A 26,687-nucleotide genomic window follows, 5' to 3' on the forward strand; every position below is an offset into this window, starting at 1 on the left:
CGCACCTCTCCCCCCTGGGTGCGGCGGTCGCGACTTCCTCTCGCAACTTCTTCCCGCCCCGAGCTGCGGTCCACATCGACGCTCAGCAGCCCACGTCCGAGCTGTCACGTCCTATCAGCCACGCCACCCCCGTTCTTGTGAAGCGCGTTTGGGTTTGCTCAGAGGGTGCGGTGCTCCCCGGCGCGGACCGGGCGAGCCGGTACCTTTGCAGATATGGTGACGCGAGTTCGACGAGCACGCCCGGAGGACTCGGGCATCGTGTCCGCCGTCGCGGCGGAGACGTTCGAACTGGCGTGCCCTCCCGGAACGGCGCCCGAAGCCATCGCCGCCTTCATCGCCGACAAGCTCTCCGAGGCCACGTTCTCAGAGCACCTCCGCGGCGGCACCCACACAGTGCTCCTCGCCGACGTCGACGGCGAGATCGCCGGCTACACCATGCTCATCGCCGGAGAACCGGCCGACCCGCATGTCGCCGCCACCGTCGCCGCCCGGCCCACCATCGAGCTCAGCAAGTGCTACGTGCGGCGCACCTTCCACGGGCTGGGTGTCGCGACGACCCTCATGGAGGCCTCTCTCGCCTTCGCAGCCGAGGCGGGCGCGGCGAGCATCTGGCTCGGCGTCAACCAGCAGAACGCCCGCGCCATCCGCTTCTACGAGAAGCGCGGCTTCGCCAAGGTCGGCACCAAGACCTTCCTCGTGGGCGACGAGCTGCACGACGACTTCGTGCTCGAGCAGCCACTGCCCGCCGTGGTCGACCTCGCCCCCTGACCGGCGCCATCGAGCGGACCGGGACACCACCGCCACCACCCGCCCGTGAGTAGCAACTGCTCATAACCGCACGACCCATCGGCTGACATCCTCGGAGCACGACCCACTCCGAAAGCGACTCCCATGCCCCTGCGCTCGCGCCTCCCCGCTCGATTCCGAGCTGCGCCGGCCAGGGGAGCCGCCACGCTCGTCTGCCTCCTGCTCGCACTCCTGCAGTCCGCGGGGGAGCAGAGCGCCGCCCCCATCGGGCCACTCGACCCAAGGCCACCTGCCGCCGCGCTCCCTGCCGCCGCGCTCCCCGCGCCCACGCGCATCCACGGCGTCGATCGCTACGACCAGGCCGTCCAGGCATCCCGCGCCGGCTTCGACCGCGCCGACATCGTCTACCTCGCCAGCGGGCAGACGTTCGCAGACGCCCTGGGCGCAGGGGCCGTGGCCGGCTCCCACGGCTCACCTCTGCTCCTCACTCCGCGTGATGCGCTGCCGCCCACCGTCACCGCCGAGATCGCGCGGCTCCAGCCGACGATCGTGGTCGTGGTCGGCGGCACCGCCTCGGTCTCCGACGACGTGCTCGCCCAGCTCTCCCGCAGCATCACCGGGGCCACCTTCCTCCGCATCGACGGCGCGGATCGCTACGAGGTCTCCCGCGCGCTCGTCACCGACCCCGTCGTCGGCGTCGCTGCTGCAGAGGTCGTGCTCCTCGCGGCGGGAGCCGGGTTCGCCGACGCGGTCGCCGCAGCCCCGGCCGCCGTGCGCGCCCACGGCGCGATGCTGCTCGTGAACGGCGCGGGCTCGGGCCTACCTCCGCCCACGAGTGCCGCCCTCCGTGCCTTCGCCCCGGCATCCGTCACACTCCTCGGCGGCACCGCCACCATGAGCACGAGCATCGAGAGCGAGCTCCGGATGCTGGGCCACCGCGTCTCCCGGGTCGCCGGAGCCGACCGCTACGAGGTCGCCGTCGCACTCAACGGCGCGGCGCATCCAGCGCCCCCTGGCGGCACGGTGTACCTCGCGAGCGGCACGGCCTTTCCGGATGCGCTGAGCGGCGGCCCCCTCGCCGGCAGCCGCGGCGCGGCCATCTACCTCGTGCGCCCCACCTGCGTACCTCCGGCGGTGCTCGCCGACCTCCACCGCCTCGCGCCACGCGAGATCGTGCTCCTGGGCGGTCCAGCCACCCTCAGCCCGACCGTGCAGAGCCTCACCCCCTGCTGACCCCGCCCAGCCGTCATTTCTCACGCGAGAACCGGCGCCCAAGTGTGGAAAGTGACGTCTCGGCAGACCGCAGGCGCCCACGAGCCTCAGAAGGGCAGGTGCCCCACCTGCAGCACGAGCTTGCCACGGGTGTGGCCGCGCTCGATCGCGCGGTGCGCCTCGGCGGCATCGGCGAGCGGGAAGACCTCGTCGATGTGCACCCGCACATCGCCGGAGTCGATCAGCCGCGTGACCACGGCCAGCGTCGCCGCATCCGGAGCCACCTTGAACGTCGTGGCCCGCATGCCCGCCGAGGCCGCCTCCTCCGCGAAGCCCGGCCAGCTGCCCGTCGGGGCGTTGATGATGAGCCCTCCGGGCCGCATCGTGGCGAGCGAACGAGTGCCGGTGGAGGCGTGCACGTTCCCCACCAGGTCGATCACCACATCCTGCTCCGACACCTGTTCCGCGAAGTCGACGGCGGAGTAGTCGATCACCTCGGCCGCACCGAGCTCCCGCAGCCAACCCTGGTTGCGGCCGGAACCGGTGGCCGTGACCCGGGCACCGAAGTAGCTCGCGAACTGCACCGCGAAGTGCCCGACCCCTCCCGCGGCGGCGTGGATGAGCATCCGCTGCCCCTCGTGCGCCTTGGCGAGCTCCACCACCATGCCCCATGCCGTGAGAGCCGCCAGCGGCACACCGGCGGCCTCGATGAGCGAGAGCGAACGGGGCTTCCGCGTGACCTGCAGACTCGGCACCGACACGAGCTCGGCGTACGACCCGGCGCCGCGCGGCACCGACATCATGCCGTAGACCTCGTCGCCCACGTTGAGGGAGTGCCCCTCGAAAGGCGTCTCGACCACCACCCCGGCGAAGTCGTAGCCGAGGATGCAGGGGAAGGCGTCGATGGCGGCCGACACTCCCGAACCCGCCCGCGTCTTGGCATCGATCGGGTTCACACCGGCGGCGGCGACCTTCACCAGCACCTCGGCATTCACCCGCACGGGCGAGGGCACCGTGGCGACGGTCAGCTCCGACGGCTCGCCGGTGCGGCGGATCACCGCGGCCTGCATCGTCGACGGGTGGGTGAGCGTCGGACTCGATGTGCTCGTGCCCGGTCCACTCAGCTGCTCGATCATCCCTTGCCTTCCGTAGAGTTCGAACGCCACGGGAGGGCTCGGGCTACCCGCCTCACTGCGCAGCCTGTTCGGCTTGCTCCCACGCTATTCGGCGAATGATTCGCCGGTGTTACGGTCACATCACTGTGGTGCAAACTCACCGAGCACGAGCCCGCACGGGTACCATGCAGTGACCCGCCCTCCAGGAGTACCCACCCATGCCCATCGCCGCCCTCCGCCCCTGGGGCCTCGTGCTCGCCGCGCTCGCCACCACCGCCGGTCTCACCCTCATCTGGGCGGCCCGTCTCTCGGCCGATCGATACCTCTACGTGAGCGAACTCGGAGCAACGGGCGAGCCCACCGCCGAGGTCTTCCGCTGGGGGATGACGCTCGTGGCGGCCTCCGCCGCCCTGGTCGCGCTCTGCGCCCCGAGGCTCGAGCCGCGCGTGCGCTGGCTCGCCGTGGCCCCGCCCGCCGCGGTGCTCGGCAGTGCGGCCGTCGCCTTCGGCATCGCCTCGCAGGTCACCTGCACCTACGGCTGCCCGCTCCCGGTGGGCCCCGCGTTCACCTGGCAGGATCTCGTGCACACCGTCTGCGCCGTCATCGGCTTCGCAGGGGCTGCGCTCGTGATGCTCCAGGTCTCGGTCGACCGCCGCTTCACGGGCCTCGCGCGCTTCTCGATGTCGGCCGCCATCGCCGTGGCCGTCATCGCCGGAGTCGGCGGGCTGCTCTCTCTGCTGCGCTTCGGCACCCAGCTCGGCGGCATCCTCGAGCTCGTGGCCACCACCATCGCGCTGGCCTGGCTGGCGACTCTGGCCCTCGTGCTCGCCACGGCGGAGTTCCGTGCCCGGCGGCACACGTCAGGCAGCGCTCAGGACCAGCCGAGCCATTCCGCGACCCCGCCGCGCGTGGCCGCCACGTACGCCGAGTAGTCATCATCGCGGGCCGGCAGCGGCACGCTCACGGCACCGTCGAGCTCGTCCATCCACAGCTCCGCCACGGGCACCGGATGCACGGGGTCGCGCGGCGCCCAGACGATCGCGGTGGGCAGGTCGAGCGCCCCGATGTCGTCGGCGGAGGTGAAGGCCCGCGACCGGGGGATCTCGATCAGCCGGGCGGCGCGCTCCACCGCGAACGGGCTCCGGAACTGCTCGAGCAGGCCGGCCGCCCCGAGTCGCGACTCGGCCCGCACCGATCCGTAGAGATCGGTGTCGAGGAAGGCGCGCTCGCCCTCCTGGGCGCCGAGATCGGCCAGCAGCTCCCCGATCACGGGGAAGGCGCGGAGGTTGGAGGGCAGCGATTCGTCGGTGAACGCGGGACGCACGAAGACGGCGTGCGAAAGCGGAAGAGCCTCGGTGAGCGCGAGCCGCAGGGCGAGCGCCGCTCCCATCGAGATGCCGATCACGGTGACGGGCGCGCCCGCGCAGCCGGCCGCCTCCTGCGAGGCGAGCACCTCCCGGGCGATGCGCTCGGCCATGGCCTCGAGGGTGAGCTCGGACGGCGAGGAGGGTTCGACATCCGCTCCGTGAGCCCGGGCATCCGGGGCCACGAGGTGCGTGCCCGTCGGCACGATCGGGGAGAACATCGACAGCGCATCCTCGCGCGAGCCGCCGAGCCCGTGGAGAAGGAGAACAGTGCCGGCCGCGCCGCCGGTCACGGCCGTCCCCGTTCGCCGCGCATCCACGCCAGAAGCTCGTCGGCGCGGCGCACGAGCAGCTCGATCTCGGACTCGTCGCGTGAGACCCACTCGCACCGCGGCGATCCGGAGATCGGCACGAAGTCGACGTGCTGCTCCCACACCACGAGGGTGCGCTCGGCGCCGAGCACGTACTGCTGCCACCAGACCTGCCGGAGGTAGCTCCGCGGGATGCTCTTCCAGGGCTTCGAGGTGGTCTTGATCTCGGCCAGCTCGACGCTGCCGTCGTCGGCGAGGCGGATGCCATCCGGTGTCGCCAGGTGCCTGCGCTCGCGGGCCGCGTGGAAGAGCGCTGCGCTCGGCTCGATCGCGTACTCCGAGCGCACCCAGGCGGCGATCTCGGGCTCGCGCGCCCGGCCGTGGTCGGTGAAGGCGTTGCCGCCGAAGCCCGTGCCGTTGAGCTTCTCCCAGGCCACCGAGGCCACGGCGCGGTCACTCGCGAGCCGGGCGGCGTCGGTGGCGGTGACGCCGCGGCTGCGGGCTCGCAGCCACGCCACCCGGTCGGTCGAAGAGGCCACCAGGCGCGCGAGGTGCGGCGCGGGCGGCGGGGGAGCCGCCTCGTCCTCCTCCCAGGGGAAGGAGAGCATGAGAGACGTCACCGCACTATTCTCGCTCACACCCCGGACGCGAGCGGTCAGCGACATTCTCAGACTCCGCATCGGGGGCTCATAGACTCCTCATAGCCGACTGCCGATACTGGAGATGTGACCATCGACGCCTCCCTCATCTCCGGCCGCGGCAGCTCCGCCGCCAAGCAGCCCCGCCTCCGCCGAGCCGACGGTTCCCCGGTGCGCGCCCTCGTCGTCGACGACGAGAGCACGCTCACCGACCTGCTCTCGATGGCGCTGCGCTACGAGGGCTGGGAGGTCAAGACCGCGAGCGAGGGCCGTCAGGCCATCACGATCGCCCGCGAGTTCCGGCCAGACGTGATCGTGCTCGACGTGATGCTGCCGGACATCGACGGCCTGCAGGTGCTGCAGCGCGTGCGCAGCGACGGCTCCGAGACGCCCGTGCTCTTCCTCACCGCGAAGGACGCGCTCGACGACCGCATCGCCGGACTCACGGCGGGCGGCGACGACTACGTCACGAAACCGTTCAGCCTCGAGGAGCTCGTGGCGAGGCTGCGCGGCCTCATCCGGCGCAGCACCCTCGTGGTGGCCGACGCCGACGACCCGGTGGTCACCGTCGGCGATCTCGAGCTCGACGAGGACAGCCACGAGGTGTTCCGCGACGGCCACCCGATCGAGCTCACCGCCACCGAGTTCGAGCTCCTGCGCTTCCTCATGCGCAATCCCCGCCGGGTGCTCAGCAAGGCCCAGATCCTCGATCGCGTGTGGAGCTACGACTTCGGCGGCAAGTCGAGCGTCGTGGAGATCTACATCTCCTACCTGCGCAAGAAGATCGACGCCGGCCGTGCTCCCATGATCCACACGGTGCGCGGAGCCGGCTACATGCTGAAGCCCGCTCTGTGACCCTCCGGCGCACGCTGATCCTGAGCGTGCTCGGACTGATCGCCCTCGCGGGCATCGTGATCGGGCTCGTCAGCACCCTCGCGCTCAACAGCTTCCTGCTCAATCAGCTGGATGCGCAGGTGCGGGAGGCCTCGAACCGCACCCTGATGTCGCTGCAGAGCAGCTCGTCTCCGGGCGGCCCGCGTCCCGAGCTCTCACTCGGCCAGGCCTCCGGCACCGTCGTCGCACTCGTCTCGGGCGGTGTCGCCACCTCGGGGGTGGTTCTCGACGAGTACGGGCAGCTCCAGTCATTGACGGCGCAGGAGCTCGAGGCCCTCGACGCGGTCACCGCCGCGGCCGAGCCCACGAGCTTCACGATCGGCGATCTCGGCGCCTACCGCATCGACACCCAGGTCATCACCACCGCGGGGGACATCGTGGTCACGGGTCTCCCGCTCGACGACGTCACGAGCACGCTCTCCCGCCAGATCATCGTGATCGCGGGCATCACCGCCATCACGATGGTGGTGGCGGGCGTGGCCGGTCTGCTGATCATCCGCCTGGCCCTCAGGCCGCTCGACCGGGTCGCGGCCACCGCCACCCGAGTCGCCGAGCTCCCGCTTGACCGCGGCGATGTCGCGCTCGCCGAACGCGTCCCCGCCGAGGACACCGATCCCGCCTCCGAGGTGGGGCGCGTGGGACTCGCGTTCAATCGCATGCTCGAGCACGTGGCATCCGCCCTCACCTCCCGGCAGCGGAGCGAGAACAAGGTGCGCCAGTTCGTGGCGGATGCGAGCCACGAGCTCCGCACGCCCCTCGCGTCGATCCGCGGCTACGCCGAGCTCACCCGCCGCACCGTCGACGACCTCCCGCCTGACGTGGCCCACTCACTCGGCCGCATCGAGTCGGAGGCGACCCGCATGACCACCCTCGTGGAGGACCTGCTGCTGCTCGCCCGCCTCGACTCCAAGCCAGAGCTCGCGCACGACGAGGTCGACCTCTCGCTCGTGCTCGTCGACGCGGTCAGCGATGCCCACGTGGCCGGCCCGGACCACCGATGGGAGCTCGATCTTCCCGAGGAACCCGTCGCGGTCTCCGGAGACGCGGATCGCCTGCACCAGGTCTTCGCGAACCTCCTGGCCAACGCCCGCGTGCACACACCCGCGGGCACCACCGTGGTCGCCTCCGTGCGGGTGAGCGACGCGGGCGGCGGCCCGAAGGCCCTCGTCGAGATCGCCGACGACGGACCCGGGATCGACCCGGAGCTCGTGCCGACGCTCTTCGAGCGCTTCGTGCGGGGCGACGGATCGCGATCGCGTCACGCCGGCAGCACCGGGCTCGGTCTTGCCATCGTCAGGGCGGTCGTGGATGCGCACGGCGGCGACGTGTCGGTGCACAGCGCCGAGGGCCGCACCGTGTTCGCGGTCGCAATACCCCTCCTCACCTGATTCCGCCGTGGGCGTGCGGAGTGCCCCGAACGGGGGTAGGTTCAGGCCCACGGCCATCTCCGGCCGAGGGGGAACATCCCGAACACCGAAAGGGTGAGACATCACCATGAACATCCTGCTCATCATCATCGCGATCATCGCCATCGTCCTGCTCTTCACGGGTGGGTTCGTGTCGTCGCTCAACTTCCTGCTCTGGGTGGGCCTGATCCTTCTGGTCCTGGCGGTCATCGTCTTCCTCGTGCGGATGATCTCCGGCAACAAGCGCGTCTAGCCTCCGGCAGACCGCCCGGGCCCGAACCCGGATCACGCACCCTCGCGGTGCCGGCTGCCGCTCGCGTAATGTGAGCGGAGTCGGCGCGCGGGGGTGCGCTGGGTTCGGGAGCGGCATGGCGCAGAGGGTGCGGACGGCGCAGGCGGTGCGGACCGCGCAGATGGTGCGGGTGCGGGGCGAATCGCGCCGGCAACCGTTCGCCCAGGTCATGCTGTTCGTGGCCGTCGTCGTCGTGACCGTCGCCGCCTACCTCATCGACTCCAGCCTGATCGGGCCCGAGTACGTGGCCGCCACTCTCGCCGTGGCCGTCCTCACCGCGGTGAGCGTGATCGTCGAGGCCAACGGCTGGGGCGCCGCCGGTCCCGTCACGAGCCTCTGGTTCGCCGCCTTCCCCCTGCTGGACATCGTCGCCTGCATCTTCATCCGCGCAGCCCTCGTCGATGTGCTGCCCGTCGCCGGCCTCCTCGTCATCTTCCCGATCGCGTGGCTCTCGTTCGCCTTCCCGGCCCCGCTGATGGTCGCCGGGATCGCCGGCACCGCGGTCGTCACGGCGTATCCGCTGCTGCGCGACGGTGCCGGGATCGATGAGCCGGGCGACTGGGCCCGCGTGTTCGCGCTGCCGATCGTCGTGACGCTCTTCGCGGTGGCCACGGCCGCCGTCGGCCGCGACCTCGTCACCCGGCAGAGCCGTGCGGATGCCGAGGCCGAGCGTGCCCGGGCCGCCCAGCTCAGCTCGACCGAGGCCACCCTCACCATCCGCGCCCTCGTCGAGACGTCTCCGGATGCGCTGGCCGTCTTCGATCTCGACGGCCGGGCGATCGTGGCCAACGATGCGGCTCTCGCCGTGGGCCTCAAGGTGGGCCGCCCCGACCTGATGCTGGTCGGCGACTTCACGGAGGTCTACGACCGGCACGGCCAGGAGATCGCGGTCGGGGGCGCGACGATGGAGCGGATCCTCGGCGGTGCGCTCGCCGAGCCGCAACGCGTCACGGTCGGCACTCCGGGTTCGCAGCTCACGCTGTCGGTCTCGGCGAGGTCCGTTCCCGGAGCCTCCGGCGAGCCCATCGCCGTGGTCATGGTCGCTCACGACGTGACCGAGCTCGTGCACGCCATCGAGGTGCGTGACCGGTTCCTCGACGACGTGGGCCACGAGCTGAAGACCCCGCTCACCACCATCCTCGGTCACGCCGATCTGCTGGCCGATGCCCCGGATGCGGCCACGGTCGCGCAGGCGGCGACGATCCGCAGGGCGGCAGAGCGCCAGTGGGGGGTCGTCAACCAGCTGATGTCCGCCGGCCGCACGACGGTCGACACGGGGGCGGCCGGTGCGCCGGATGCATCCGAGGTGGTCGAGGCGGGCGGGATCATCGAGCGCGGGAGCGAAGCCGCTCGGCTCTCGGCAGATCAGAAGGGCGTCGATCTCGCCGTGGTGCTCGACGCCGTCGAACCCGTGCGGTTCGCGGCGCGTGACCTCCTGGCGCTCGTGGAGGCGATCACCTCGAACGCGGTGCGGTTCACTCCCGCGGGTGGGACGGTCGTCGTGGGCCTCCGCCGGGAGGGGGAATCCGCTCTGCTCGAGGTGTCGGACACCGGGATCGGCATGAGTCCCGACGAGCAGCAGCACGCCTTCGACCGCTTCTACCGCACGGCCTCTTCGCGCGAGCAGGCGGTGCCGGGACTGGGGCTCGGCCTCAGCATCGCGCAGACGCTCGCGGAGTCGAACGGTGCCACGATCTCGCTCGAGTCGACGCCCGGCCAGGGAACGGTCGTGACCGTACGGATGCGGTTTGCATCCGGGCGCGTCGTGACCTAGTCTGTACGAGGCCAAAGACCGCCGGTTGTCGGAACGAACCAGTTCCGGCCGAAGATTCGTGTGAGCGAAGACCAGCGCAGGTGTACGAAGCAAGATCCCGTGTCAGTCATGGTGTTCAGCTCCGGCCTCCTGCGCCGGAGCTTTTTTCATCTGCACCCCTCGAATCGGGCCGACGTTCATCCCGGCCACACCAACGATTACTAGGAGCGCCATGGCGAACAAGGAAGCCTCGGTAGCCGAGCTCACGGAACTCTTCCAGAGCTCGACCGCCGTCCTGCTGACCGAGTATCGCGGTCTCACGGTCGCCCAGCTCAAGCAGCTGCGCGGATCCATCCGTGAGCACGCGTCATACGCCGTGGTGAAGAACACGCTGACCAAGATCGCGGCGAACAACGCCGGCATCTCGTCGTTCGACGACGAGCTCGTCGGCCCGTCCGCGATCGCATTCGTCCACGGTGACCCCGTGGCCGTCGCAAAGTCGCTGCGTGACTTCGCCAAGGCACACCCTCTTCTGGTCGTGAAGGGTGGTTACTTCGACGGTAACCCCCTGACCGCCGCTGAGGTCACCAAGCTCGCCGACCTCGAATCCCGTGAAGTGCTGCTGGCGAAGCTCGCCGGTGCCTTCAAGGCTTCGCTGTTCGGTGCCGCATATCTCTTCAACGCCCCGCTGTCGAAGGCCGTTCGCACGGTCGAAGCGCTGCGTGAGAAGCAGGAGTCCGCTTCCTAGGCTCACGCCTGGGACTGCGGTTGAACTAACTACCAAACCAAGGAGAACAACATGGCAAAGCTTTCCACCGAGGAACTGCTCGAGGCTTTCAAGGAGCTCACCCTCATCGAGCTCAGCGAGTTCGTCAAGGCGTTCGAGGAGACCTTCGAGGTCACCGCGGCTGCCCCCGTCGCCGTCGCCGGCGCTGCCGGCCCGGCCGCCGCTGCCGCTGAAGAGGTCGAGGAGAAGACCGAGTTCGACGTCATCCTCGAGGCTGCCGGCGAGAAGAAGATCCAGGTCATCAAGGAGGTGCGCGCCCTCACCAGCCTCGGCCTCGGTGAGGCGAAGGCACTCGTCGACGGCGCTCCCAAGGCCGTCCTCGAGGGCGCCAACAAGGAGACCGCGGAGAAGGCCAAGGCTCAGCTCGAAGAGGCTGGCGCCACCGTCACCGTCAAGTAGTCCTCTCTACTTCTCAGAAGCCCCGGGCCATCGGCTCGGGGCTTCTGTCGTCGAGCGGGAGACCCAGCAGCGCCAGGGAGGCGGCCGCGTGGTGAGCGGCCTGCGCTCGGGTGGGGGCCGGGTCGAGCCCGAGGAGCCGTCGGCGGTGCCGCTCGCCGAGCAGCAGCGAGTAGAGCGCGGTCGCGCGGTCATGCGCCCGGGTCTGGTCCGACAGTGCGCGCTCGAGGACGGCGATGGAGTGGCCTGGACCCGTCTCGTAGAAGCGCTCTGCCAGCTCGGGGAAGCCCGGTGCGTCGGCGATCACGGCGCGATGGAGAGCCACCGCCCGGTCGGAGTGCAGCACGTGCACGATCTCGGTCGCCGCCGACAGCAGGGCGTGCGGAGACCGCAGCGTGACCGCGCGGATGCGGTCGTGCTCCCGCTCGACGGCGGCGGTGAAGAGCGCGCCCTTGTCTCCGACGTCGACGTAGAGGGTGCGTTTGGTCACCCCGGATGCCGCGGCCACGTCGTCGAGGCTCGTGCCACCGAAACCCCGAGCCGCGAAGGCCGACACCGCGGCGTCGAGGATGCGCTCACGCCGGAGAGTGCGTTCGTGCGCCGTGGGTCGCCCTCGTTTCGGCACCCGCTCATCGCTCATCGCTCGCCTCCCGTCTGTCGTGCTCGCCATAATGATACTATCGGGTGTCATTATGAGTGGAAGGACGGATCATGGCTGTCATCGCACACGTCGCCATCGTCGACGACTGGGAGGCGGCGCGCAACATCGGCGAGTACGAGGTGTCGACCAGAGGCGTCAGCCTCGACGAGGCAGGGTTCGTGCATGCTGTGGCGCTCGAGGGGGTGGAGCGGGTGCTCGACGAGCACTACTCCGACATCCGCTTCGCGCTCGTGCTCGTGCTGCTCGACACCGAGGAGCTCCGCGCGGAGGGGCTCGAGATCACCGAGGAGACGCCGGGGCTGCCGCAGGTGCACGGGCCGATCCGCACCGACGGCGGGGCAGTGCTGGCCGTGCTTCCGATCGAGCGGAGCGGTGACGCCTTCGTGCTCCCCGACCTCAGCCCGTTCGGGGGCGCGGAGGGGCCGTCGACGAGCGCATGACGAGGCGGGTGGGCGCGAAGGCGTGCCCCGCATCCGGGCTCCAGCCGGGCTGCTCCAGCTGGCGGATGACCCAGTCGACCGCGTGCTCGCCCTGCAGGTCCGGCCGCTGCTCCACGGTGGTGAGACCGAACATGTCCGAGAGGGGGTGGTTGTCGATGCCGATCACCGAGAGGTCGTCGGGCACGGAGATGCCGAGCTCGCGGGCGGCGAGGATGACTCCGATCGCCACCTCGTCGGCCGCGGCGAAGATGGCGGTCGGTCGCCGGCGAGGGTCGCCGAGCAGCTGTTTGCCCACGCGGTAGCCCCCCGGGATGTCGAAGCGCGTGGCCAGGTAGGAGTTCTCGTCGTGAGGGATGCCGGCGGCCGTCAGGGCCTCGAGAAAGCCCTTCAGGCGCTTCGAGTGCACGTGGAAGTCCATCTGCTCGTCGACGTCCCCGCCGACGTGCACGATGTCGCGGTGGCCGAGGAGCAGCAGGTGCTCGGTCGCGAGGCGCGCGGCCGCCACGTCGTCGATGCTCACGGTGGGGATGCCCTCGAGCGGACCTCCGATGCCGGCGATCGGCTTGCCGAGGCCCACGAGGCGCTCGGTCTCGGCAGGGGTGATCTCTAGCGTGACGGCGATCACGGCGTCGACGCGCTTGCGCACGAGGAAGTACTCGAACACCTTGGAGCGCTCCTCGACCGTCTTCGAGACGTTGTAGAGCATGAGGTCGTAGCCGCGATCCAGCAGCGCCCGTTCCACACCTTCCAGGATGCTGCCGAAGAACCACTGGTTGATCCGCGGGATGATCACACCGACATTGTTCGTGCGTCCCGTGACGAGACTCGAGGCGCTCGAGGAGACCACGTAGCCGAGGCGGTGCGCGGCATCCGACACCTTGGCCCGCGTCTCGACCGAGACGTATCCGCGGCCGCTCAGGGCGCGCGAGACCGTGGCCTTGGAGACCCCGGCGAGGCTCGCCACGTCTTCGATTCCCGACACGGTGACCTCCTCGTCGACCTTCGTCTGCAAACGCTTCCAGAATCTTAGCGCCCTCGTCCCGGACGCCGCGAGAGCCACTGTGACGGGATGTCCTGAGCACGTCATCGTGAGAGCGCTCTCTGCAACCTAATCGTTACTTTTCTTACCCGCCGTCCGATCGCTTGTGCTTTGCGGAAACTTATGGAAAGGTTTCCTGAACCAGGCCCCCATTGGCACCACAACGGGGCGCTCATACTCAATGAGGAGGAGAAATGCGGTCTATCCTGCACCGCCGTGTCACAGCCCCAATCGCCGTCGCGACCGGGCTCGGTCTCGCACTCGTCGGCTGCTCAGGCGGCGCCGGGGGAGGAGCCGGAGGCTCCTCTGGCGAGGCTGACGGCGTCGTCACCGTCTACGGCACCATCGCCGACACCGAGGCCGAGCTGCTCGAGCAGTCCTGGGCCGACTGGGAAGACGAGAACGGCATCGACATCCAGTACGAGTCGTCCAAGGAGTTCGAGTCGCAGATCGGCATCCGCGCCCAGGGCGGCAACCCGCCCGACCTCGCGATCTTCCCGCAGCCCGGTCTGCTCGCAGACCTCGCCTCGCGCGACTTCATCAAGCCCGCGCCCGAGGGCGTCGAGGCCAACGTCGACGAGTACTGGTCCGAGGACTGGAAGGCCTACGGCACCGTCGACGACACGTTCTACGGCGCGCCGCTGATGGCATCCGTCAAGGGCTTCGTCTGGTACTCGCCCAAGCAGTTCGCCGACAACGGCTGGGAGGTGCCCGGCACCTACCAGGAGATGCTCGACCTCACCGCGACGATGCAGACCACCCTGGGCGCACAGCCCTGGTGCGCCGGCTTCGGATCGGGTGACGCCACCGGCTGGCCGGGAACGGACTGGGTCGAAGACCTCGTGCTCCGTCAGTCCGGCCCCGACGTCTACGACGAGTGGGTCGCCAACGAGGTTCCCTTCACCGACCCGCAGATCGCCGACGCGTTCACCTCGGTGGGAGAGATCCTGCTCGACCCGAACTACGTCAACGCGGGCTACGGCGACGTCAAGTCGATCAACAGCACCGAGTTCGGTGACGTCGCGACCGGCATGGCGCAGGGCACCTGCTCGCTCACGCACCAGGCCTCGTTCTTCGACGGCTTCCTGGTCGACGCGGGCGCCGAGGTCGGCCCCGACGCCGACATCTGGGCCTTCGTGACCCCGCCGGTCACCGAGGGTGAGACCGCCGTCACCGGCGGTGGCGAGATCGTGGGAGCCTTCACCGACGACGAGGACACCGTCAAGGTGCAGGAGTACCTCTCCAGCCCCGAGTGGGCCAACAGCCGCGTCGCCCTCGGCGGCGTGATCTCGGCCAACACGGGCCTCGACCCGGCCAACGCGCAGAGCCCGATCCTGCAGCAGGCCATCGAGATCCTCCAGGACCCGAACACCACGTTCCGGTTCGACGCCTCCGACCTCATGCCCGGTGCCGTCGGCGCCGGCACCTTCTGGAAGGGCATGGTCGACTGGATCAACGGCACCCCCCAGGAAGAGGTCCTCACCTCCATCGAAGGCGGCTGGCCGACCGAGTAGGTTGGTTGCACCCCAGAGGCCGCCCGGTGACGCCGGGCGGCCTCTGGGGTCACGTCAAGAGTTCAGAGTCGCACTCGAAAGGCTGCCATGTCAGAGTTCCTGCTCTGGGTCGGGGGACTACCGCCGCTCGCCCAGATACCCATCGTCGTCCTCGCCTTCGCGGCCGTCGTGGCGCTGATCCTGTTCTTCATCGAGATCGCTCCGCGGTCCGGTCGCAAGTACACGATCATCCGTCTCGCCGTCTGCGTGATCGCACCGTTCCTCGTCCTCGTCCTGGTCGGTTCGGTCTGGTGGGCTGCACTGATCGCGGCCGCCTTCGGCCTTCTGTTCTTCTGGCTCGACAAGCGCTCCAAACAGGGTGCCGGCTACCTCTTCCAGCTCTTCGGGTTCCTCGCACCGGCGATCATCCTGCTGCTGATCGGTCTCATCTACCCCACCATCAAGACCGCCATCGACTCGCTGTTCTCCAGCCGCGGCAACTTCGTGGGGCTCGACAACTTCGCCTGGGTGCTCACCAACCCGCAGAACCTCCGGGTCATCCTCAACACCATCATCTGGGTGCTCGTGGTTCCCACGCTCTCGACGGTTTTCGGTCTCGCCTACGCGGTCTTCATCGACAAGAGCCGCGGCGAGAAGTTCTTCAAGATCATCGTCTTCATGCCCATGGCGATCTCGTTCGTGGGCGCCTCGATCATCTGGCGCTTCGTCTACACCTACCGGCCGGAGGACCAGAACCAGATCGGTCTGCTCAACCAGCTCGTGGTGTGGTTCGGCGGTGAACCGCAGCAGTGGCTCTCCCAGTCGCCCTGGAACACCTTCTTCCTCATCATCGTGCTGATCTGGATCCAGACCGGCTTCGCGATGGTCATCCTCTCGGCCGCCATCAAGGGCGTGCCGGCGGAGCAGATCGAAGCGGCGGAGCTCGACGGCACCAACGCCTGGCAGCGGTTCACCAACGTCACGGTGCCCGGCATCCGCTCGTCGCTGATCGTGGTGGTCACCACCATCTCGATCGCCTCGCTCAAGGTCTTCGACATCGTGCGCACGATGACGGCGGGCGCGAACGAGACGAGCGTGCTGGCGAACGAGATGTACACGCAGTTCAAGAACTTCGAGTACGGCCGGTCGGCCGCATTCGCCGTGATCCTGTTCATCCTGGTGATGCCGATCGTCATCTACAACGCCAGGCAGATCAAGAAGCAGAGGGAGATCCGATGAGCGCCGTGCAGCCGATCGACCTGCCGGTCGATCCTTCGACGAAGAAGCAGCTCCGCTCAGGCGAGAGGGAGCTCGAGCGCGAGGAGCGACCTGCCAAGCGCGTGAAGCGGCGGCTCACGAGCCGCGGTGCCACGGTGGCGGCCCTGATCATCGCGATCGTGTGGACGATCCCGACCTTCGGTCTCTTCATCTCCTCGTTCCGCGACCGCAACGACATCCAGACCACGGGCTGGTGGACGAGCATCTTCAACCCGAGTTTCACGCTCGACAACTACGCCGAGGTGCTGCAGTCGGGCAACTCGTCGGTCACGATCGCCTCGTCGTTCGTGAACTCGATCGCCATCACGATCCCGGCCACGCTCATCCCCCTGTGCATCGCGGCGCTCGCGGCCTACGCCTTCGCCTGGATCGACTTCAAGGGCAAGGACTGGCTGTTCATCGGCGTCTTCGCGCTGCAGATCGTCCCCATCCAGATGGCGCTCGTGCCGCTCCTGTCGCTGTTCTCCCGCGGTGTCGCGGTGGGCGACGACTGGATCTTCTCGGGCATCCCCTCCTCGGGCACGTTCTCGCAGGTGTGGATCGCGCACACGATCTTCGCGCTGCCGCTCGCGATCTTCCTGCTGCACAACTTCGTCTCGGAGATCCCGCGCGAGGTCATCGAGGCCGCGCGCGTCGACGGTGCGGGGCACGGGCAGATCTTCTTCCGGATCATCCTGCCGCTGACCATGCCGGCGCTCGCGTCGTTCGCCATCTTCCAGTTCCTCTGGGTGTGGAACGACCTCCTGGTGGCGCTCATCTTCGCCGACGGCGCGGTGGCGCCGATCACGAAGCTGCTGGCCGAGATCACGGGCTCGCGCGGGCAGGACTGGTACCTGCTCACGGCGGGCGCGTTCGTGGCCATCGTGGTGCCGCTGATCGTGTTCTTCGCCCTGCAGCGGTTCTTCGTGCGGGGGCTGCTCGCGGGCTCCACGAAGGGCTGAGGCGCGGGCTGCGTTCACAACCGCACACGTCGCGGCATCCGGTGCTCTCAGGGGCTCGGAGGCCGCGACGTTTGCGTTTCTGGACGGGTTCATTTCGCCGTGGGAGGAACTCGACGGCGGTGTCGGCGGCCCGGCGTAGTGTGAGCGCATGAGCGGAGCAGGCGGTGGGCGCATGAGCGAGGCCGCCGCGGCCGGAGGGCGCGGCCACCCGGGCGGCCGCGGGTCACGGGTCTCGTCCGGCGACCCGGAGCGGCAGAAGGCCGTCAACGCCGACGCCCCGCGCATCCCGCACCTGTTCCAGCGCATCCGGGAGCTGTTCGTGCCCTACAAGCGCGCGCTCGTGGTGACCGGGCTGCTCGTTCTCGTGGGGGCGGCCCTCACCGTGCTGCCGCCGCTGCTCACGCAGCAGGCGTTCGACCTCGGGTTGTTCCCGCCCGGCGGGCGCCCCGACATCCCCGTGCTGCTCGAGCTCGTGGGGCTCATGGTGCTGATCTGGGTCGTCTCGGCGGCCCTCGGCGTGTGGCAGACCTACCTCACCGCGAAGGTGGGCAACCGGGTCATGGGCGATCTGCGCATCCGCCTCTTCTCGCACCTGCAGCGCATGGAGCTCGCGTTCTTCACGCGCACGAAGACGGGCATCATCCAGTCCCGGCTGCAGAACGACGTGGGCGGTGTGGCCAACGTGCTCACGAACACGGTCTCGAGCGTGCTCGGCAACACCGTCACGGTGATCGCGGCGCTCGTGGCGATGCTGCTGCTGAGCTGGCAGCTCACGATCGTGGCCGTTGTGCTCATGCCGATCCTCGTGTCGGTGCAGCGCCGCGTGGGTCAGGTGCGGGCGCGCATCGCGGGACAGACCCAGGAGTCGCTCTCGGACATGACGGCCATCACGCAGGAGACACTGAGCGTCTCGGGCATCCTGCTGGCCAAGAGCTTCAATCGGCAGAGCGCCGAGGTGGCGCGCTACTCGGCTGAGAACGACAACCAGATCTCGCTGCAGGTGCGGCAGCAGATGAGCGGGCAGTGGTTCTTCGCCATCGTGCAGATCGTGCTGTCGATCGTTCCGGCCGTCGTCTACCTGGCCGCGGGCTACCTCATCGCCGGGGGAGTGGATGTGACGGCCGGCACGATCGTGGCGTTCACCACCGTGCAGGCGCGGCTGATGTGGCCGCTGCTCGGTCTCATGCGCGTGGGGCTCGACCTGCAGACGAGCGGGGCGCTGTTCGCGCGCATCTTCGAGTACCTCGACCTCAAGCCCGCCATCACCGACCGGGCGGATGCGGTGCCGCTCCCGGCGTCGGCTGCGGCCGGCCGGGTCGCGTTCGACGACGTGAGCTTCGTATATCCGGACGGCGAGCCGTCGAACCCCACGCTCGACGGCGTCTCGTTCACGATCGAGCCCGGCCAGTTCGCCGCCTTCGTGGGGCCCTCCGGTGCCGGCAAGACGACGGTGTCGTACCTCGTGCCGCGGCTCTACGAGGCCACCTCGGGCCGCGTGCTCGTCGACGGGCGGGATGTGCGCGACGTCACGCACGAGTCGCTCGTCGACCGGCTCGGGATCGTGAGCCAGGAGACCTATCTCTTCCACGCCACGATCGAGGAGAACCTCCGCTACGCCAGGCCCGACGCCACGGCCGAGGAGCTCGCGGATGCGGCGCGGAGGGCGAACATCCACGAGCGCATCATGAGCTTCCCCGAGGGCTATCGCACGGTGGTGGGTGAGCGCGGCTACCGGCTCTCGGGTGGCGAGAAGCAGCGGATCGCGATCGCGCGCGTGCTGCTGAAGGATCCGGCCGTCCTCATCCTCGACGAGGCCACGAGCGCGCTCGACTCCATCTCGGAGCGGGTGGTGCAGGAGGCGCTCGACGAGGCGGCCTCGGGCCGCACGACGATCGCGATCGCGCACCGGCTGTCGACCATCGTGGACGCCGACGTGATCTTCGTGGTCGACCACGGGCGGATCGTCGAGTCGGGCACGCATGCCGAGCTGCTCGCGCGGCAGGGTGCGTACTCCCGGCTCTACGAGCAGCAGCTCAGCACGGTGTGACACCCGCCGGGTGACGGGCCCCGGCTCTACAACGATGTAACATCGAGCCTCAGCGAGCGATGAGGGGGTTCGGATGGCGGCGACGCTGCACGATGTGGCCAAGCAGGCCGGCGTGTCGATCAAGACCGTCTCCAACGTCGTCAACGGCTACACGAACATCCGCCCCGAGACCCGGGCCCGGGTGCAGGAGGCGATCGACGACCTCGGCTACCAGCCCAACCTCTCGGCGAGGAGCCTCCGCTCCGGCAAGAGCGGGGTGATCGGCCTCGTGCTGCCGGAGCTCAGCCTGAGCTACTTCGCCGAGCTCGCCGACGCCGTCATCGCGCGGGCCGCCACCCATGGACTGGTCGTGCTCGTGGAGCAGACCGGTGCCGATCGGGAGCGCGAGATCGCGGTGCTGTCGAGCCCGCGCATGCGGCTGACCGACGGCCTCATCTTCAGCCCGCTCGGCATGGGGCAGGAGGATGCCGGCTTCCTCGAGGTCGACTACCCGGTGATCCTGCTCGGCGAGCGGATCTTCGGCGGCCCCACCGACCACGTGACGATGCGCAACGTCGAGGCCGCGCGTGCGGCCACCGAGCTGCTGCTCGCCGCCGGTCGCCGCCGCATCGCCGTGGTGGGGGCCCACCGCGACGAGACGCTCGGCTCGGCCGCTCTGCGCCTCGAGGGCTACCGGCAGGCGCTCGAGGCGGCGGGGGTCGACTACGACCCCGCGCTCGTGAGCTTCACCACGCTCTGGCACCGCGCCAACGGCGCCGCCAGCATGCGCGCCCTGCTCGAGAGCGGGGTCGGCTTCGATGCGGTCTTCGGGCTCAACGACGCGCTCGCCCTCGGCGCCATGCGGGTGCTGCAGGAGAAGGGCCTGCGCATCCCGAGCGACGTGGCGGTGATCGGCTTCGACGACATCGACGAGGCGCAGTACATGGTCCCGAGTCTGACCACCGTGGATCCGGGCCGGACGGCCATCGCCGAGACCGCCGTCGACCTGCTCGTGGAACGACTGGCCCTCGGCGGGCGCGAGGCCCCGCGGCGCGAGATCCTGGTCGACTTCGACGTGATCGCCCGCGAGTCCACACCCGGCTGAACCGCCTTGACACGAACCGGGGCAGTCGCTTAGATTCTCGTTACAACGTTTACTTACAACGTTTACCTTCCTCGCTCCCGACAACGACGTCCTCCGACCGACACAGCAGTCCGCCGGAAGAAAGGCTCCTCATGAAAAAGCTCCTGGCGGCCACGGCGCTCCTCGCCGTCGCCGGCCTAGGCCTCGCGGCCTGCTCCTCCAGCGACTCCGGCGACACGGCCGGCGGCCCCGTGACCCTGACCTTCTGGCACGGCTACACCGAGGCCGACGGTGACGTGCTCCAGGGCATCGTCGACGACTTCAATGCGTCGCAGAGCGAGGTGACCATCGAGCCCGAGGTGAAGACCTGGGCGGTTATCGACGACACCCTGCTCACCGCGCTCTCGGCCGACGAGGGCCCCGACATCGTGGCGATGCCCGCCGAGCGGCTTCCCGTCTACGCCTCCAAGGGGGCCTTCCGCGACCTCACCGACTTCTACGCCTCGGATGACAGCAACACGGCCGAGCTCAACCCGCAGGCGGTCGACATGGAGACGGTCGACGGCACGGTCTACGGTGTGCCCACCGGCTTCGTGCCGCTCGCGGTCTATTACAACAAGGCGCTCTTCGCGGCGGCCGGTGTGACCGAGTTCCCCACCACCTGGGACGAGTGGGTGGCCGCGGCGGAGAAGCTCACGGTCGACGAGAACGGCGACGGCACCCCCGAGCAGTACGGCATGGTGCTGCCTGACCATGCGACCGTCGCCAACGGGGTCTGGCCGAGCCTGTTCTACGGCAACGGCGGCGACATCGTGGAGGACGGCACGACGGCCGTGATCGACTCGCCGGAGAACGCGGAGACGCTCGAGTACTGGAGCGACGCCGTGGCGACGAAGAAGATCTCGCCCACCGGCGTCGACGGCGTGGGTGCCGACGAACTGTTCAGCTCGGGCAAGGTCGCGATGACGATCGGCGGGCCGTGGATGTCGTCGATCGCCGCCGAGAACAGCATCGACTACGGGATCGCCGCCATCCCGGCCGGCCCCGCCGAGCAGGCCGCCTCCGCCATCGGGGTCTCAATGGGCATCACCGCTCAGGCCGGCGATGCCGAGGCGGCAGCTGCCGAGACGTTCTTCTCCTACTTCTTCGAGCCCGAGGTGGCGACCGCCTGGTCGCTCGGTTCCGGCTGGCCGCCGCTCCGCACCGACATCCCTGCCGCCGACGTGGAGTCGAACCCCACCGTCGCCGCCCTCACCGAGATCTCCGGCACCAGCCGCGCGCTTCTCCCCGGTGTCGTGAACAGCTCCGACGTGCTGACCGAGATGGACGTGGTGACGCAGAAGGCGCTCGCCGGTGACGACATCGCGAGCCTCCTGAAGGATGCCCAGACGGCCATCCAGACGACCCTGGACGACCAGTAGCCCGATGACCGCATCCGACACGCGCCCCGCCCGCCGCTACCGGCCCCCGGGCCAGCTCGGCGGGCGGGGCCCGATCGGCGGCCAGGCCAAGCGCCGGCTGACGATCGCCGGCTTCCTCCTGCCGGCCCTCGCCATCCTCGTGCTCTTCGTGTTCTGGCCGATGCTCTCGGCCCTCCGGCTCTCGTTCACCGACGCGAGCGGCTTCGGCCAGGAGGAGTTCATCGGCCTCGACAACTACGTCGAGGTGTTCAGTGACCCGAACATCCTCCGGGCCATGGGCAACACCGTGCTCTACACCGTGATGTTCACGCCGCTCGCCGTGATCCTCGCCCTCGTGCTCGCGATGGCGCTCAACAGCCCGCGGCTCCCGCTGCGCGGGATGTTCCGGACCTGGCTCTTCCTTCCCTTCATCGTCTCGCTCGCCGTGGCGGCCTTCGCCTGGCAGTACCTGCTCGACCCGCAGGTGGGCCTCGTCAACTACTGGCTGCAGACCTTCGGCATCCGCATCGGAAACGTGCTCCAGGATCCGGTGCTCGCGATGCCCACCGTGGTGGTCGTGGCGGTGTGGAAGAACTTCGCCTTCTACATGATCGTGTTCCTCGCGGGGCTCCAGGACATCCCGAGCAGCCTCTACGAGGCGGCGAAGATGGATGGCGCGGGACCGTGGTCGCGGTTCAGGAACATCACGCTCCCGCTGCTGAACAACACGACGGGCTTCGTGCTCATCATCGCCACGATCGCAGCGCTGCAGGCCTTCGATCAGATCTACGTGATGACCGGCGGCGGCCCGTACCGGAGCACCCAGACCGTGGTGATGCAGATCTACCAGTCGGGCTTCAAAGACCTCGAACTCGGGTTCGCGTCGGCGCTGTCCTATGTGCTGCTCGTGGCCACACTGATCCTCAGCCTGGTGCAGTTCTTCTTCACCGGGCGCCGTGAGAAGGACACCGCCTGATGACCGCTCTCGACATGCGCCGACGCCTGCGCACCGTCGGCTCCGGCCTCTTCTTCGTGGCCATGCTGATCGTGGGGCTGCTCGTGCTGCTGCCGATCATCATCATCGTGCTCACGGCCTTCAAGCCGGTGGCCGAGGTGAACGCGTTCCCGCCCTCCCTCCTGCCCTCGGACTGGACGCTCGACAACTTCACCCGGATCTTCACCGAGCTGCCCTTCGCGAGGCTCATCCTCAACAGCTTCGTGTTCGCGGGCGGCGTGACCCTCTGCGCCCTCGTCTTCGACTCGCTCGCGGCCTACGTGCTCGCACGCATCGACTTCAAGGGCAGCCGGGTGCTGCTGCTCATCATCGTGGCGAGCCTGATGATCCCGTTCCAGGCCACCCTCATCCCGATCTACCAGCTCGTGGCCGACTTCGGCTGGGTGAACACCTTCTGGGGGCTCATCATCCCGCGGGCGGCGGATGCGTTCGGCATCTTCTTCCTGCGCCAGTTCTTCCTCTCGCTCCCGCGCGATCTCGACAACGCGGCGCGGATCGACGGCGCGAGCGAGTTCCGGATCTTCCGGAGCGTCGTGCTGCCGAACGCGGTGCCGGCACTGCTGACCCTCGGCATCTACACGTTCGTGAACAACTGGAACGACCTGCTCTGGCCGCTCGTGTTCACCACCAAGCAGGAGATGGGGACGATCACCTCGGGCCTCACACTGCTCACGGGACCCAGCGGGATCGTGCCCTACGGCGTGATGATGGCGGGTTCGCTCATCGCGGTGGTCCCGCTGGCCATCATGTTCCTCTTCGTGCAGCGGCGCTTCATCGAGAGCGTCGCCAGCACCGGACTGAAATAGGAGTGACGATGACGGAACAGACCGGGCCGGCGTGGTACGACGACGGCCGGATGCACTTCGGACTCGGGATCGAGGACACCTTCGTGCCCCAGGAGCGCCCCGGCGAGCGGGCGGTCGACGAGTACGAGCTCACCGACCACTACGAGCTCGTGGAGGCGGATCTCGCGCTCGCCGCCTCGGTGGGCGCGGAGTTCCTGCGCTGGGGCGTGCCGTGGCACCGGGTGAATCCCGCGCCAGGGCAGTGGGACTGGACCTGGCTCGACCGGGCCATGGCCGCCTTCGGCGAGACCGGCATCCGGCCCGTGGTCGACCTGCTGCACTACGGCACGCCGCTCTGGCTGGAGCGTGAGTTCGCGCACCCCGACTACCCCGAGCGGGCGGCCGAGTACGCGGTGGCGGTGGCCGAGCGCTATGCCGACGTGGCCACCGACTACACGCCCGTGAACGAGCCGATGATCCACGCGCTCTTCAGCGGCGAGTACTCTTACTGGCCGCCGTATCTGAGCGGACGGTCCGGCCTCGTGCAGATCTCCTCCGCCCTCGCCCGCGGGTTCGTGCTGAGCCAGCGCGGCATCGCCGAGGTGCTCGGAGAGGCGGCGACCTTCGTGCACGTGGAGGCGACCATGCGTTACGCCGGCGACACCGCATCGCCGGAGCACAGGGAGAACGCCGAACGGCTGCGGCACCAGGCGTTCCTCGTGGAGGACCTGGTGACCGGTCATGTCGGCCAGGCGCATCCGCTTCGCCGGATGCTCGGCGAGAACGGTGTCTCGGACGATCTGCTGGAGTGGTTCGCCTCGAACGCCGTGCAGCCCGACGTGATGGGCGTCAACTACTACCCGCGGCACTCCACCGAGCTCTTCGAAGCGGGCGTGCACCACGGTGGCGGCTTCGCCGACCCGAGGCCCACGCTCGACGACGGCACCGCAGGGCTCGTGGCGTCGCTGCGGGACTACGCCGAGCGCTACGGGGCGCCCGTGATGCTCACGGAGACCTGCGTGACCGACAGCCCCGAGGTGCGGATCGACTGGCTCGACCGCTCGGTCGCCGCCCTCGCCCAGGCACGGGCCGAGGGACTGCCGCTCGTGGGCTACACGTGGTGGCCGCTGTTCGACATGTACGAGTGGACCTACCGGCACAGCACCGCTCCTCGCGCCGATCACCGGCTCAGCATGGGGCTGTTCGATCTGGTCGAGAACCCCGCCGGCCCGCTCCTGCGCCGCCGCAACCCCGTGGCCGACCGCTTCCGCGAGCACGCGCTCGCCGCGGCATCCGCCTCGCCCTCCCCGCTCGCCGCTCTCGGCGGGCCCACCTCCCCGAAAGACTGACATGAGCACCGCACGACTGATCTTCGACACCCGCCTTCCCATTGGCGAGGTGAACCGCCGCGTGTTCGGCTCTTTCGTGGAGCACCTCGGGCGAAGCGTCTACGACGGCATCTACGAGCCGGGGCACGCCGCCGCGGATGACAGGGGGTTCCGCACCGACGTCGTCGACCTGGTGCGAGAGCTCGGGGTGAGCGCCATCCGCTACCCCGGCGGCAACTTCGTGTCGGGGTTCCGGTGGGAGGACAGCGTGGGCCCCGTGGAATCGCGGCCGACGCGGCTCGACCTCGCCTGGCACTCGACCGAGACCAACGAGGTGGGACTGCACGAGTTCGCATCCTGGCTCGAGACGGTGGGCAGCGAGCTCATGCTGGCTGTGAACCTCGGCACCCGGGGGACACTCGAGGCGCTCGACCTGCTCGAGTACTCGAATCTCGCCTCCGGCACGGCGCTCGCCGAGCAACGGGCCGCTCATGGGCGTCCCGCTCCCTTCGATGTGCGGATGTGGTGCCTCGGCAACGAGATGGACGGGCCGTGGCAGCTCGGGCACCGCTCGGCCGACGACTACGGCAAGCTCGCCGCCCAGACGGCGAAGGCGATGCGGGCGTTCGACCCCTCGCTCGAACTCGTGGTGTGCGGCTCGTCGAGCGCGCACATGCCGACGTTCGGGGAGTGGGAGCGGGTGGTGCTCACGCACACCTACGACGACGTCGACTACATCTCGTGCCACGCCTACTACGAGGAGAAGGACGGCGACCTCGGCAGCTTCCTCGCCTCGGCCGTCGACATGGATTCGTTCATCGCCTCGGTCGTCTCCACGATCGATCACGTGAAGGCGGTCAAGGGCAGCGATCACGTCGTGAACATCTCGTTCGATGAGTGGAACGTCTGGTACAACGAGCGGTTCGAGAAGGTCGACAAGCTCACGGGTGTCGACAACTGGCCCGTGGCGCCGCGGCTGCTCGAGGACGCCTACACGGTGGCGGATGCGGTCGTGGTGGGCAACCTGCTCATCTCGCTGCTGCGCCGGGCCGACCGTGTGACGAGTGCCTCGCTCGCCCAGCTCGTGAACGTGATCGCACCGATCATGACCGAACCCGGAGGGATCGCGTGGAAGCAGACGACGTTCTTCCCGTTCGCGCTCACCTCGGCGCTCGCGACCGGTTCGACCGTGCAGACGCGGGTGGAGAGCGACACCTACGAGACGGCGGCCTACGGAACGGTGCCCGTGGTGGACGCGGTGACCACGCACGATCCGGAGACCGGGCGCACGAGCGTGTTCGTGGTGAACCGGTCGCAGGAGGCGAGCACGACCCTGTCGTTCGACGTGTCGGAGCTGGGCTCGCTCGGCGCGTGGTCGGCGGTGACGCTCTCGGATGCGGATCCGTATGCGGTCAACACGCTCGAACAGCCGGAGCGGGTGGCGCCGCGGGAGAACACCAGCCTCGCGGTGTCGCCCGCCGGAGCGGTGACCGTGGAGCTCCCGGCGGTGTCGTGGACGGTGATCAGCTTCGAGGGGTGAGGCCGCGCGGTGCGGTGAGTCGATGTCGGTGCTGCGCGTCGGCGTCGGTTCAGGCGAGCTGGTCGAGGCGGGCGATGGCTGCCGTGAGGCGGTCGGCTGCAGCATCGAGCTCCGGGCGGGCCGACTCCGCCGCGGGGTCGCCGTCGGTGTGCGAGGCGAGGATGCCGGTGTCGGCCACGAGGTTGGCCCGGGCGCCGGCGAGGGCTCCGCGGAGGGCGGCGCAGGCGACGACGACGTCGGCGTGAACTGCCGGGTTCGCGTGGGCGTGCAGCCACTCGAGGTCGGTCACGAGGGGGAGGGCGGCGTCGCCGAGCGACTCGGAGGAGGTGGCGGCGTCGAGACTCGCCTCCCGGATGGCGTGCTCGCGCTCGGGTGCTTCGCGGATGCGGAAGGCCTCGCCGAACTGCTGGGAGGCGTCGCCGTCCAGATCGGCCAGCTCGAGCGCCCGCTCGCGGAGGGCGGCGGCGCGGGAGGCGATGGCGGCGCGCACGTGCTCGTGCACGTGCTCGCTCCCGCCCGGAGCGGTCGCGGCCGCTTCGTAGCGCTCGGGCGCCGTGTAGGCGGCGGCCATGGCGGCGAGCGAGGCGGCCATCGCGAGCATCACGCCCGCCGCGGCCCCGCCGCCCGGGTCACCCACGGGCTCCGCGAGGCGGGCGGTCCATTCCCGCAGGCCGGAGTGGCGGGCGCTGACCTCGCGCGCGGTGTCGTCGCTCATCCCACCACTCTGCCCCACCCAGGTCCC

General features: G+C 69.4%; 26 protein-coding genes. 20 read left to right on the forward strand and 6 right to left on the reverse strand.

All coding sequences use genetic code 11. The annotated features are described in order from the left end of the window. The first annotated feature begins 213 nt into the window (after positions 1 to 213). Positions 214 to 768: a GNAT family N-acetyltransferase gene (locus tag N1028_RS12730; RefSeq protein WP_259529539.1), complete on the forward strand. Its 555-nt coding sequence runs from the start codon at positions 214 to 216 to the stop codon at positions 766 to 768. Between the two features lie 123 nt (positions 769 to 891). Further along, positions 892 to 1,980 (forward strand): cell wall-binding repeat-containing protein, encoded by a 1,089-nt coding sequence (locus N1028_RS12735; RefSeq protein ID WP_259529542.1) that lies wholly within the window; start codon positions 892 to 894, stop codon positions 1,978 to 1,980. 86 nt (positions 1,981 to 2,066) lie between these two features. Here N1028_RS12735 and N1028_RS12740 read toward each other — a convergent pair whose 3' ends face one another. Continuing rightward, a complete protein-coding gene (locus N1028_RS12740) occupies positions 2,067 to 3,095 on the reverse strand; it encodes an NADP-dependent oxidoreductase (RefSeq protein WP_375163409.1) in 1,029 nt (342 codons plus the stop codon). A 197-nt stretch (positions 3,096 to 3,292) separates the two neighbouring features. Between N1028_RS12740 and N1028_RS12745 the strand changes: the two genes are divergently transcribed. Beyond that, entirely contained in the window at positions 3,293 to 4,006 is a 714-nt protein-coding gene (locus N1028_RS12745; RefSeq protein WP_259529543.1) for a DUF998 domain-containing protein, read from the forward strand. On the opposite strand, the gene N1028_RS12750 is transcribed toward N1028_RS12745, so the two are convergent. Together N1028_RS12750 and N1028_RS12755 are read right to left on the reverse strand one after the other, a co-directional pair. Beyond that, complete coding sequence (locus N1028_RS12750; RefSeq protein WP_259529545.1) at positions 3,946 to 4,731, reverse strand: alpha/beta fold hydrolase; 786 nt, start codon at positions 4,729 to 4,731, stop codon at positions 3,946 to 3,948. The genes N1028_RS12745 and N1028_RS12750 overlap by 61 nt on opposite strands. Next, the gene (locus tag N1028_RS12755; RefSeq protein ID WP_259529625.1) at positions 4,728 to 5,357 is read right to left on the reverse strand and encodes a YqaJ viral recombinase family protein; all 630 of its coding nucleotides are present in this window, start codon (positions 5,355 to 5,357) and stop codon (positions 4,728 to 4,730) included. Before N1028_RS12755 ends, N1028_RS12750 begins: the two co-directional genes overlap by 4 nt. Before the next feature lie 117 nt (positions 5,358 to 5,474). On the opposite strand from N1028_RS12755, the gene N1028_RS12760 reads away from it, so the two are divergent. From N1028_RS12760 to rplL, 6 genes are all read left to right on the forward strand, one after another. After that, a complete protein-coding gene (locus tag N1028_RS12760; RefSeq protein WP_259529547.1) occupies positions 5,475 to 6,242 on the forward strand; it encodes a response regulator transcription factor in 768 nt (255 codons plus the stop codon). Next, entirely contained in the window at positions 6,239 to 7,669 is a 1,431-nt protein-coding gene (locus tag N1028_RS12765; protein WP_259529550.1) for a sensor histidine kinase, read from the forward strand. Before N1028_RS12760 ends, N1028_RS12765 begins: the two co-directional genes overlap by 4 nt. A gap of 106 nt (positions 7,670 to 7,775) precedes the next feature. Further along, positions 7,776 to 7,940, forward strand: coding sequence for a hypothetical protein (locus tag N1028_RS12770; RefSeq protein ID WP_259529552.1), 165 nt, complete (start codon positions 7,776 to 7,778; stop codon positions 7,938 to 7,940). 115 nt (positions 7,941 to 8,055) lie between these two features. Continuing rightward, the gene (locus tag N1028_RS12775; protein WP_259529553.1) at positions 8,056 to 9,753 is read left to right on the forward strand and encodes a sensor histidine kinase; all 1,698 of its coding nucleotides are present in this window, start codon (positions 8,056 to 8,058) and stop codon (positions 9,751 to 9,753) included. Positions 9,754 to 9,964: 211 nt separating this feature from the next. Beyond that, positions 9,965 to 10,480 carry a 50S ribosomal protein L10 gene (rplJ, locus tag N1028_RS12780; protein ID WP_259529556.1) on the forward strand — a complete coding sequence of 172 codons (516 nt, stop codon included), beginning with the start codon at positions 9,965 to 9,967 and terminating at the stop codon, positions 10,478 to 10,480. Between the two features lie 51 nt (positions 10,481 to 10,531). Beyond that, on the forward strand, positions 10,532 to 10,918 hold the full coding sequence (gene rplL / locus N1028_RS12785) for a 50S ribosomal protein L7/L12 (RefSeq protein ID WP_259529557.1): 387 nt from the start codon (positions 10,532 to 10,534) through the stop codon (positions 10,916 to 10,918). A gap of 13 nt (positions 10,919 to 10,931) precedes the next feature. Here the strand turns inward: rplL and N1028_RS12790 are convergent, their stop codons facing one another. Further along, the gene (locus tag N1028_RS12790) at positions 10,932 to 11,555 is read right to left on the reverse strand and encodes a TetR/AcrR family transcriptional regulator (protein WP_259529559.1); all 624 of its coding nucleotides are present in this window, start codon (positions 11,553 to 11,555) and stop codon (positions 10,932 to 10,934) included. A gap of 71 nt (positions 11,556 to 11,626) precedes the next feature. Here N1028_RS12790 and N1028_RS12795 point away from each other — a divergent pair, with 71 nt between their 5' ends. After that, positions 11,627 to 12,016 (forward strand): DUF952 domain-containing protein, encoded by a 390-nt coding sequence (locus N1028_RS12795; protein WP_259529561.1) that lies wholly within the window; start codon positions 11,627 to 11,629, stop codon positions 12,014 to 12,016. Here N1028_RS12795 and N1028_RS12800 read toward each other — a convergent pair. Beyond that, a complete protein-coding gene (locus tag N1028_RS12800; protein ID WP_259529574.1) occupies positions 11,973 to 12,998 on the reverse strand; it encodes a LacI family DNA-binding transcriptional regulator in 1,026 nt (341 codons plus the stop codon). The two genes, N1028_RS12795 and N1028_RS12800, sit on opposite strands and share 44 nt — an antisense overlap. Before the next feature lie 251 nt (positions 12,999 to 13,249). Here N1028_RS12800 and N1028_RS12805 point away from each other — a divergent pair, with 251 nt between their 5' ends. The 10 genes from N1028_RS12805 (at position 13,250) to arfA (ending at position 25,945) form a co-directional block, all read left to right on the forward strand. Then, a complete protein-coding gene (locus tag N1028_RS12805; protein WP_259529576.1) occupies positions 13,250 to 14,569 on the forward strand; it encodes an ABC transporter substrate-binding protein in 1,320 nt (439 codons plus the stop codon). Positions 14,570 to 14,656: 87 nt separating this feature from the next. Beyond that, a complete protein-coding gene (locus N1028_RS12810) occupies positions 14,657 to 15,787 on the forward strand; it encodes a carbohydrate ABC transporter permease (protein WP_259529579.1) in 1,131 nt (376 codons plus the stop codon). Next, positions 15,784 to 16,767: a carbohydrate ABC transporter permease gene (locus N1028_RS12815; RefSeq protein WP_259529581.1), complete on the forward strand. Its 984-nt coding sequence runs from the start codon at positions 15,784 to 15,786 to the stop codon at positions 16,765 to 16,767. The genes N1028_RS12810 and N1028_RS12815 overlap by 4 nt, the downstream gene beginning before the upstream one ends. A 148-nt stretch (positions 16,768 to 16,915) precedes the next feature. Continuing rightward, a complete protein-coding gene (locus tag N1028_RS12820) occupies positions 16,916 to 18,814 on the forward strand; it encodes an ABC transporter ATP-binding protein (RefSeq protein ID WP_375163408.1) in 1,899 nt (632 codons plus the stop codon). A gap of 73 nt (positions 18,815 to 18,887) precedes the next feature. Then, entirely contained in the window at positions 18,888 to 19,898 is a 1,011-nt protein-coding gene (locus tag N1028_RS12825; protein ID WP_259529583.1) for a LacI family DNA-binding transcriptional regulator, read from the forward strand. Between the two features lie 131 nt (positions 19,899 to 20,029). Next, positions 20,030 to 21,298 (forward strand): ABC transporter substrate-binding protein, encoded by a 1,269-nt coding sequence (locus N1028_RS12830; RefSeq protein WP_259529584.1) that lies wholly within the window; start codon positions 20,030 to 20,032, stop codon positions 21,296 to 21,298. A 4-nt stretch (positions 21,299 to 21,302) separates the two neighbouring features. Further along, entirely contained in the window at positions 21,303 to 22,253 is a 951-nt protein-coding gene (locus N1028_RS12835) for a carbohydrate ABC transporter permease (protein ID WP_259529586.1), read from the forward strand. Then, complete coding sequence (locus tag N1028_RS12840; protein ID WP_259529587.1) at positions 22,253 to 23,098, forward strand: carbohydrate ABC transporter permease; 846 nt, start codon at positions 22,253 to 22,255, stop codon at positions 23,096 to 23,098. Before N1028_RS12835 ends, N1028_RS12840 begins: the two co-directional genes overlap by 1 nt. 8 nt (positions 23,099 to 23,106) lie before the next feature. Continuing rightward, a complete protein-coding gene (locus N1028_RS12845; RefSeq protein ID WP_259529588.1) occupies positions 23,107 to 24,426 on the forward strand; it encodes a family 1 glycosylhydrolase in 1,320 nt (439 codons plus the stop codon). A gap of 1 nt (position 24,427) precedes the next feature. Continuing rightward, complete coding sequence (gene arfA / locus N1028_RS12850) at positions 24,428 to 25,945, forward strand: arabinosylfuranosidase ArfA (RefSeq protein ID WP_259529590.1); 1,518 nt, start codon at positions 24,428 to 24,430, stop codon at positions 25,943 to 25,945. A gap of 49 nt (positions 25,946 to 25,994) precedes the next feature. Here the strand turns inward: arfA and N1028_RS12855 are convergent, their stop codons facing one another. Further along, positions 25,995 to 26,660 carry a cyclodeaminase/cyclohydrolase family protein gene (locus tag N1028_RS12855; RefSeq protein WP_259529591.1) on the reverse strand — a complete coding sequence of 222 codons (666 nt, stop codon included), beginning with the start codon at positions 26,658 to 26,660 and terminating at the stop codon, positions 25,995 to 25,997. Between the last annotated feature and the right edge of the window lie 27 nt (positions 26,661 to 26,687).

Origin of the sequence: Herbiconiux oxytropis (genome assembly GCF_024979315.1) — a bacterium.
Taxonomy (GTDB): domain Bacteria; phylum Actinomycetota; class Actinomycetes; order Actinomycetales; family Microbacteriaceae; genus Herbiconiux; species Herbiconiux oxytropis.

Coding starts and splice junctions, on each gene's coding strand:
- N1028_RS12730 (WP_259529539.1), top strand. CDS start 214: ATGGTGACGCGAGTTCGACGAGCACGCCCGGAGGACTCGGGCATCGTG.
- N1028_RS12735 (WP_259529542.1), top strand. CDS start 892: ATGCCCCTGCGCTCGCGCCTCCCCGCTCGATTCCGAGCTGCGCCGGCC.
- N1028_RS12740 (WP_375163409.1), bottom strand. CDS start 3,095: ATGATCGAGCAGCTGAGTGGACCGGGCACGAGCACATCGAGTCCGACG.
- N1028_RS12745 (WP_259529543.1), top strand. CDS start 3,293: ATGCCCATCGCCGCCCTCCGCCCCTGGGGCCTCGTGCTCGCCGCGCTC.
- N1028_RS12755 (WP_259529625.1), bottom strand. CDS start 5,357: ATGCTCTCCTTCCCCTGGGAGGAGGACGAGGCGGCTCCCCCGCCGCCC.
- N1028_RS12770 (WP_259529552.1), top strand. CDS start 7,776: ATGAACATCCTGCTCATCATCATCGCGATCATCGCCATCGTCCTGCTC.
- N1028_RS12775 (WP_259529553.1), top strand. CDS start 8,056: ATGGCGCAGAGGGTGCGGACGGCGCAGGCGGTGCGGACCGCGCAGATG.
- rplJ (WP_259529556.1), top strand. CDS start 9,965: ATGGCGAACAAGGAAGCCTCGGTAGCCGAGCTCACGGAACTCTTCCAG.
- rplL (WP_259529557.1), top strand. CDS start 10,532: ATGGCAAAGCTTTCCACCGAGGAACTGCTCGAGGCTTTCAAGGAGCTC.
- N1028_RS12790 (WP_259529559.1), bottom strand. CDS start 11,555: ATGAGCGATGAGCGGGTGCCGAAACGAGGGCGACCCACGGCGCACGAA.
- N1028_RS12795 (WP_259529561.1), top strand. CDS start 11,627: ATGGCTGTCATCGCACACGTCGCCATCGTCGACGACTGGGAGGCGGCG.
- N1028_RS12805 (WP_259529576.1), top strand. CDS start 13,250: ATGCGGTCTATCCTGCACCGCCGTGTCACAGCCCCAATCGCCGTCGCG.
- N1028_RS12810 (WP_259529579.1), top strand. CDS start 14,657: ATGTCAGAGTTCCTGCTCTGGGTCGGGGGACTACCGCCGCTCGCCCAG.
- N1028_RS12815 (WP_259529581.1), top strand. CDS start 15,784: ATGAGCGCCGTGCAGCCGATCGACCTGCCGGTCGATCCTTCGACGAAG.
- N1028_RS12820 (WP_375163408.1), top strand. CDS start 16,916: ATGAGCGGAGCAGGCGGTGGGCGCATGAGCGAGGCCGCCGCGGCCGGA.
- N1028_RS12825 (WP_259529583.1), top strand. CDS start 18,888: ATGGCGGCGACGCTGCACGATGTGGCCAAGCAGGCCGGCGTGTCGATC.
- N1028_RS12830 (WP_259529584.1), top strand. CDS start 20,030: ATGAAAAAGCTCCTGGCGGCCACGGCGCTCCTCGCCGTCGCCGGCCTA.
- N1028_RS12835 (WP_259529586.1), top strand. CDS start 21,303: ATGACCGCATCCGACACGCGCCCCGCCCGCCGCTACCGGCCCCCGGGC.
- N1028_RS12840 (WP_259529587.1), top strand. CDS start 22,253: ATGACCGCTCTCGACATGCGCCGACGCCTGCGCACCGTCGGCTCCGGC.
- N1028_RS12845 (WP_259529588.1), top strand. CDS start 23,107: ATGACGGAACAGACCGGGCCGGCGTGGTACGACGACGGCCGGATGCAC.
- arfA (WP_259529590.1), top strand. CDS start 24,428: ATGAGCACCGCACGACTGATCTTCGACACCCGCCTTCCCATTGGCGAG.
- N1028_RS12855 (WP_259529591.1), bottom strand. CDS start 26,660: ATGAGCGACGACACCGCGCGCGAGGTCAGCGCCCGCCACTCCGGCCTG.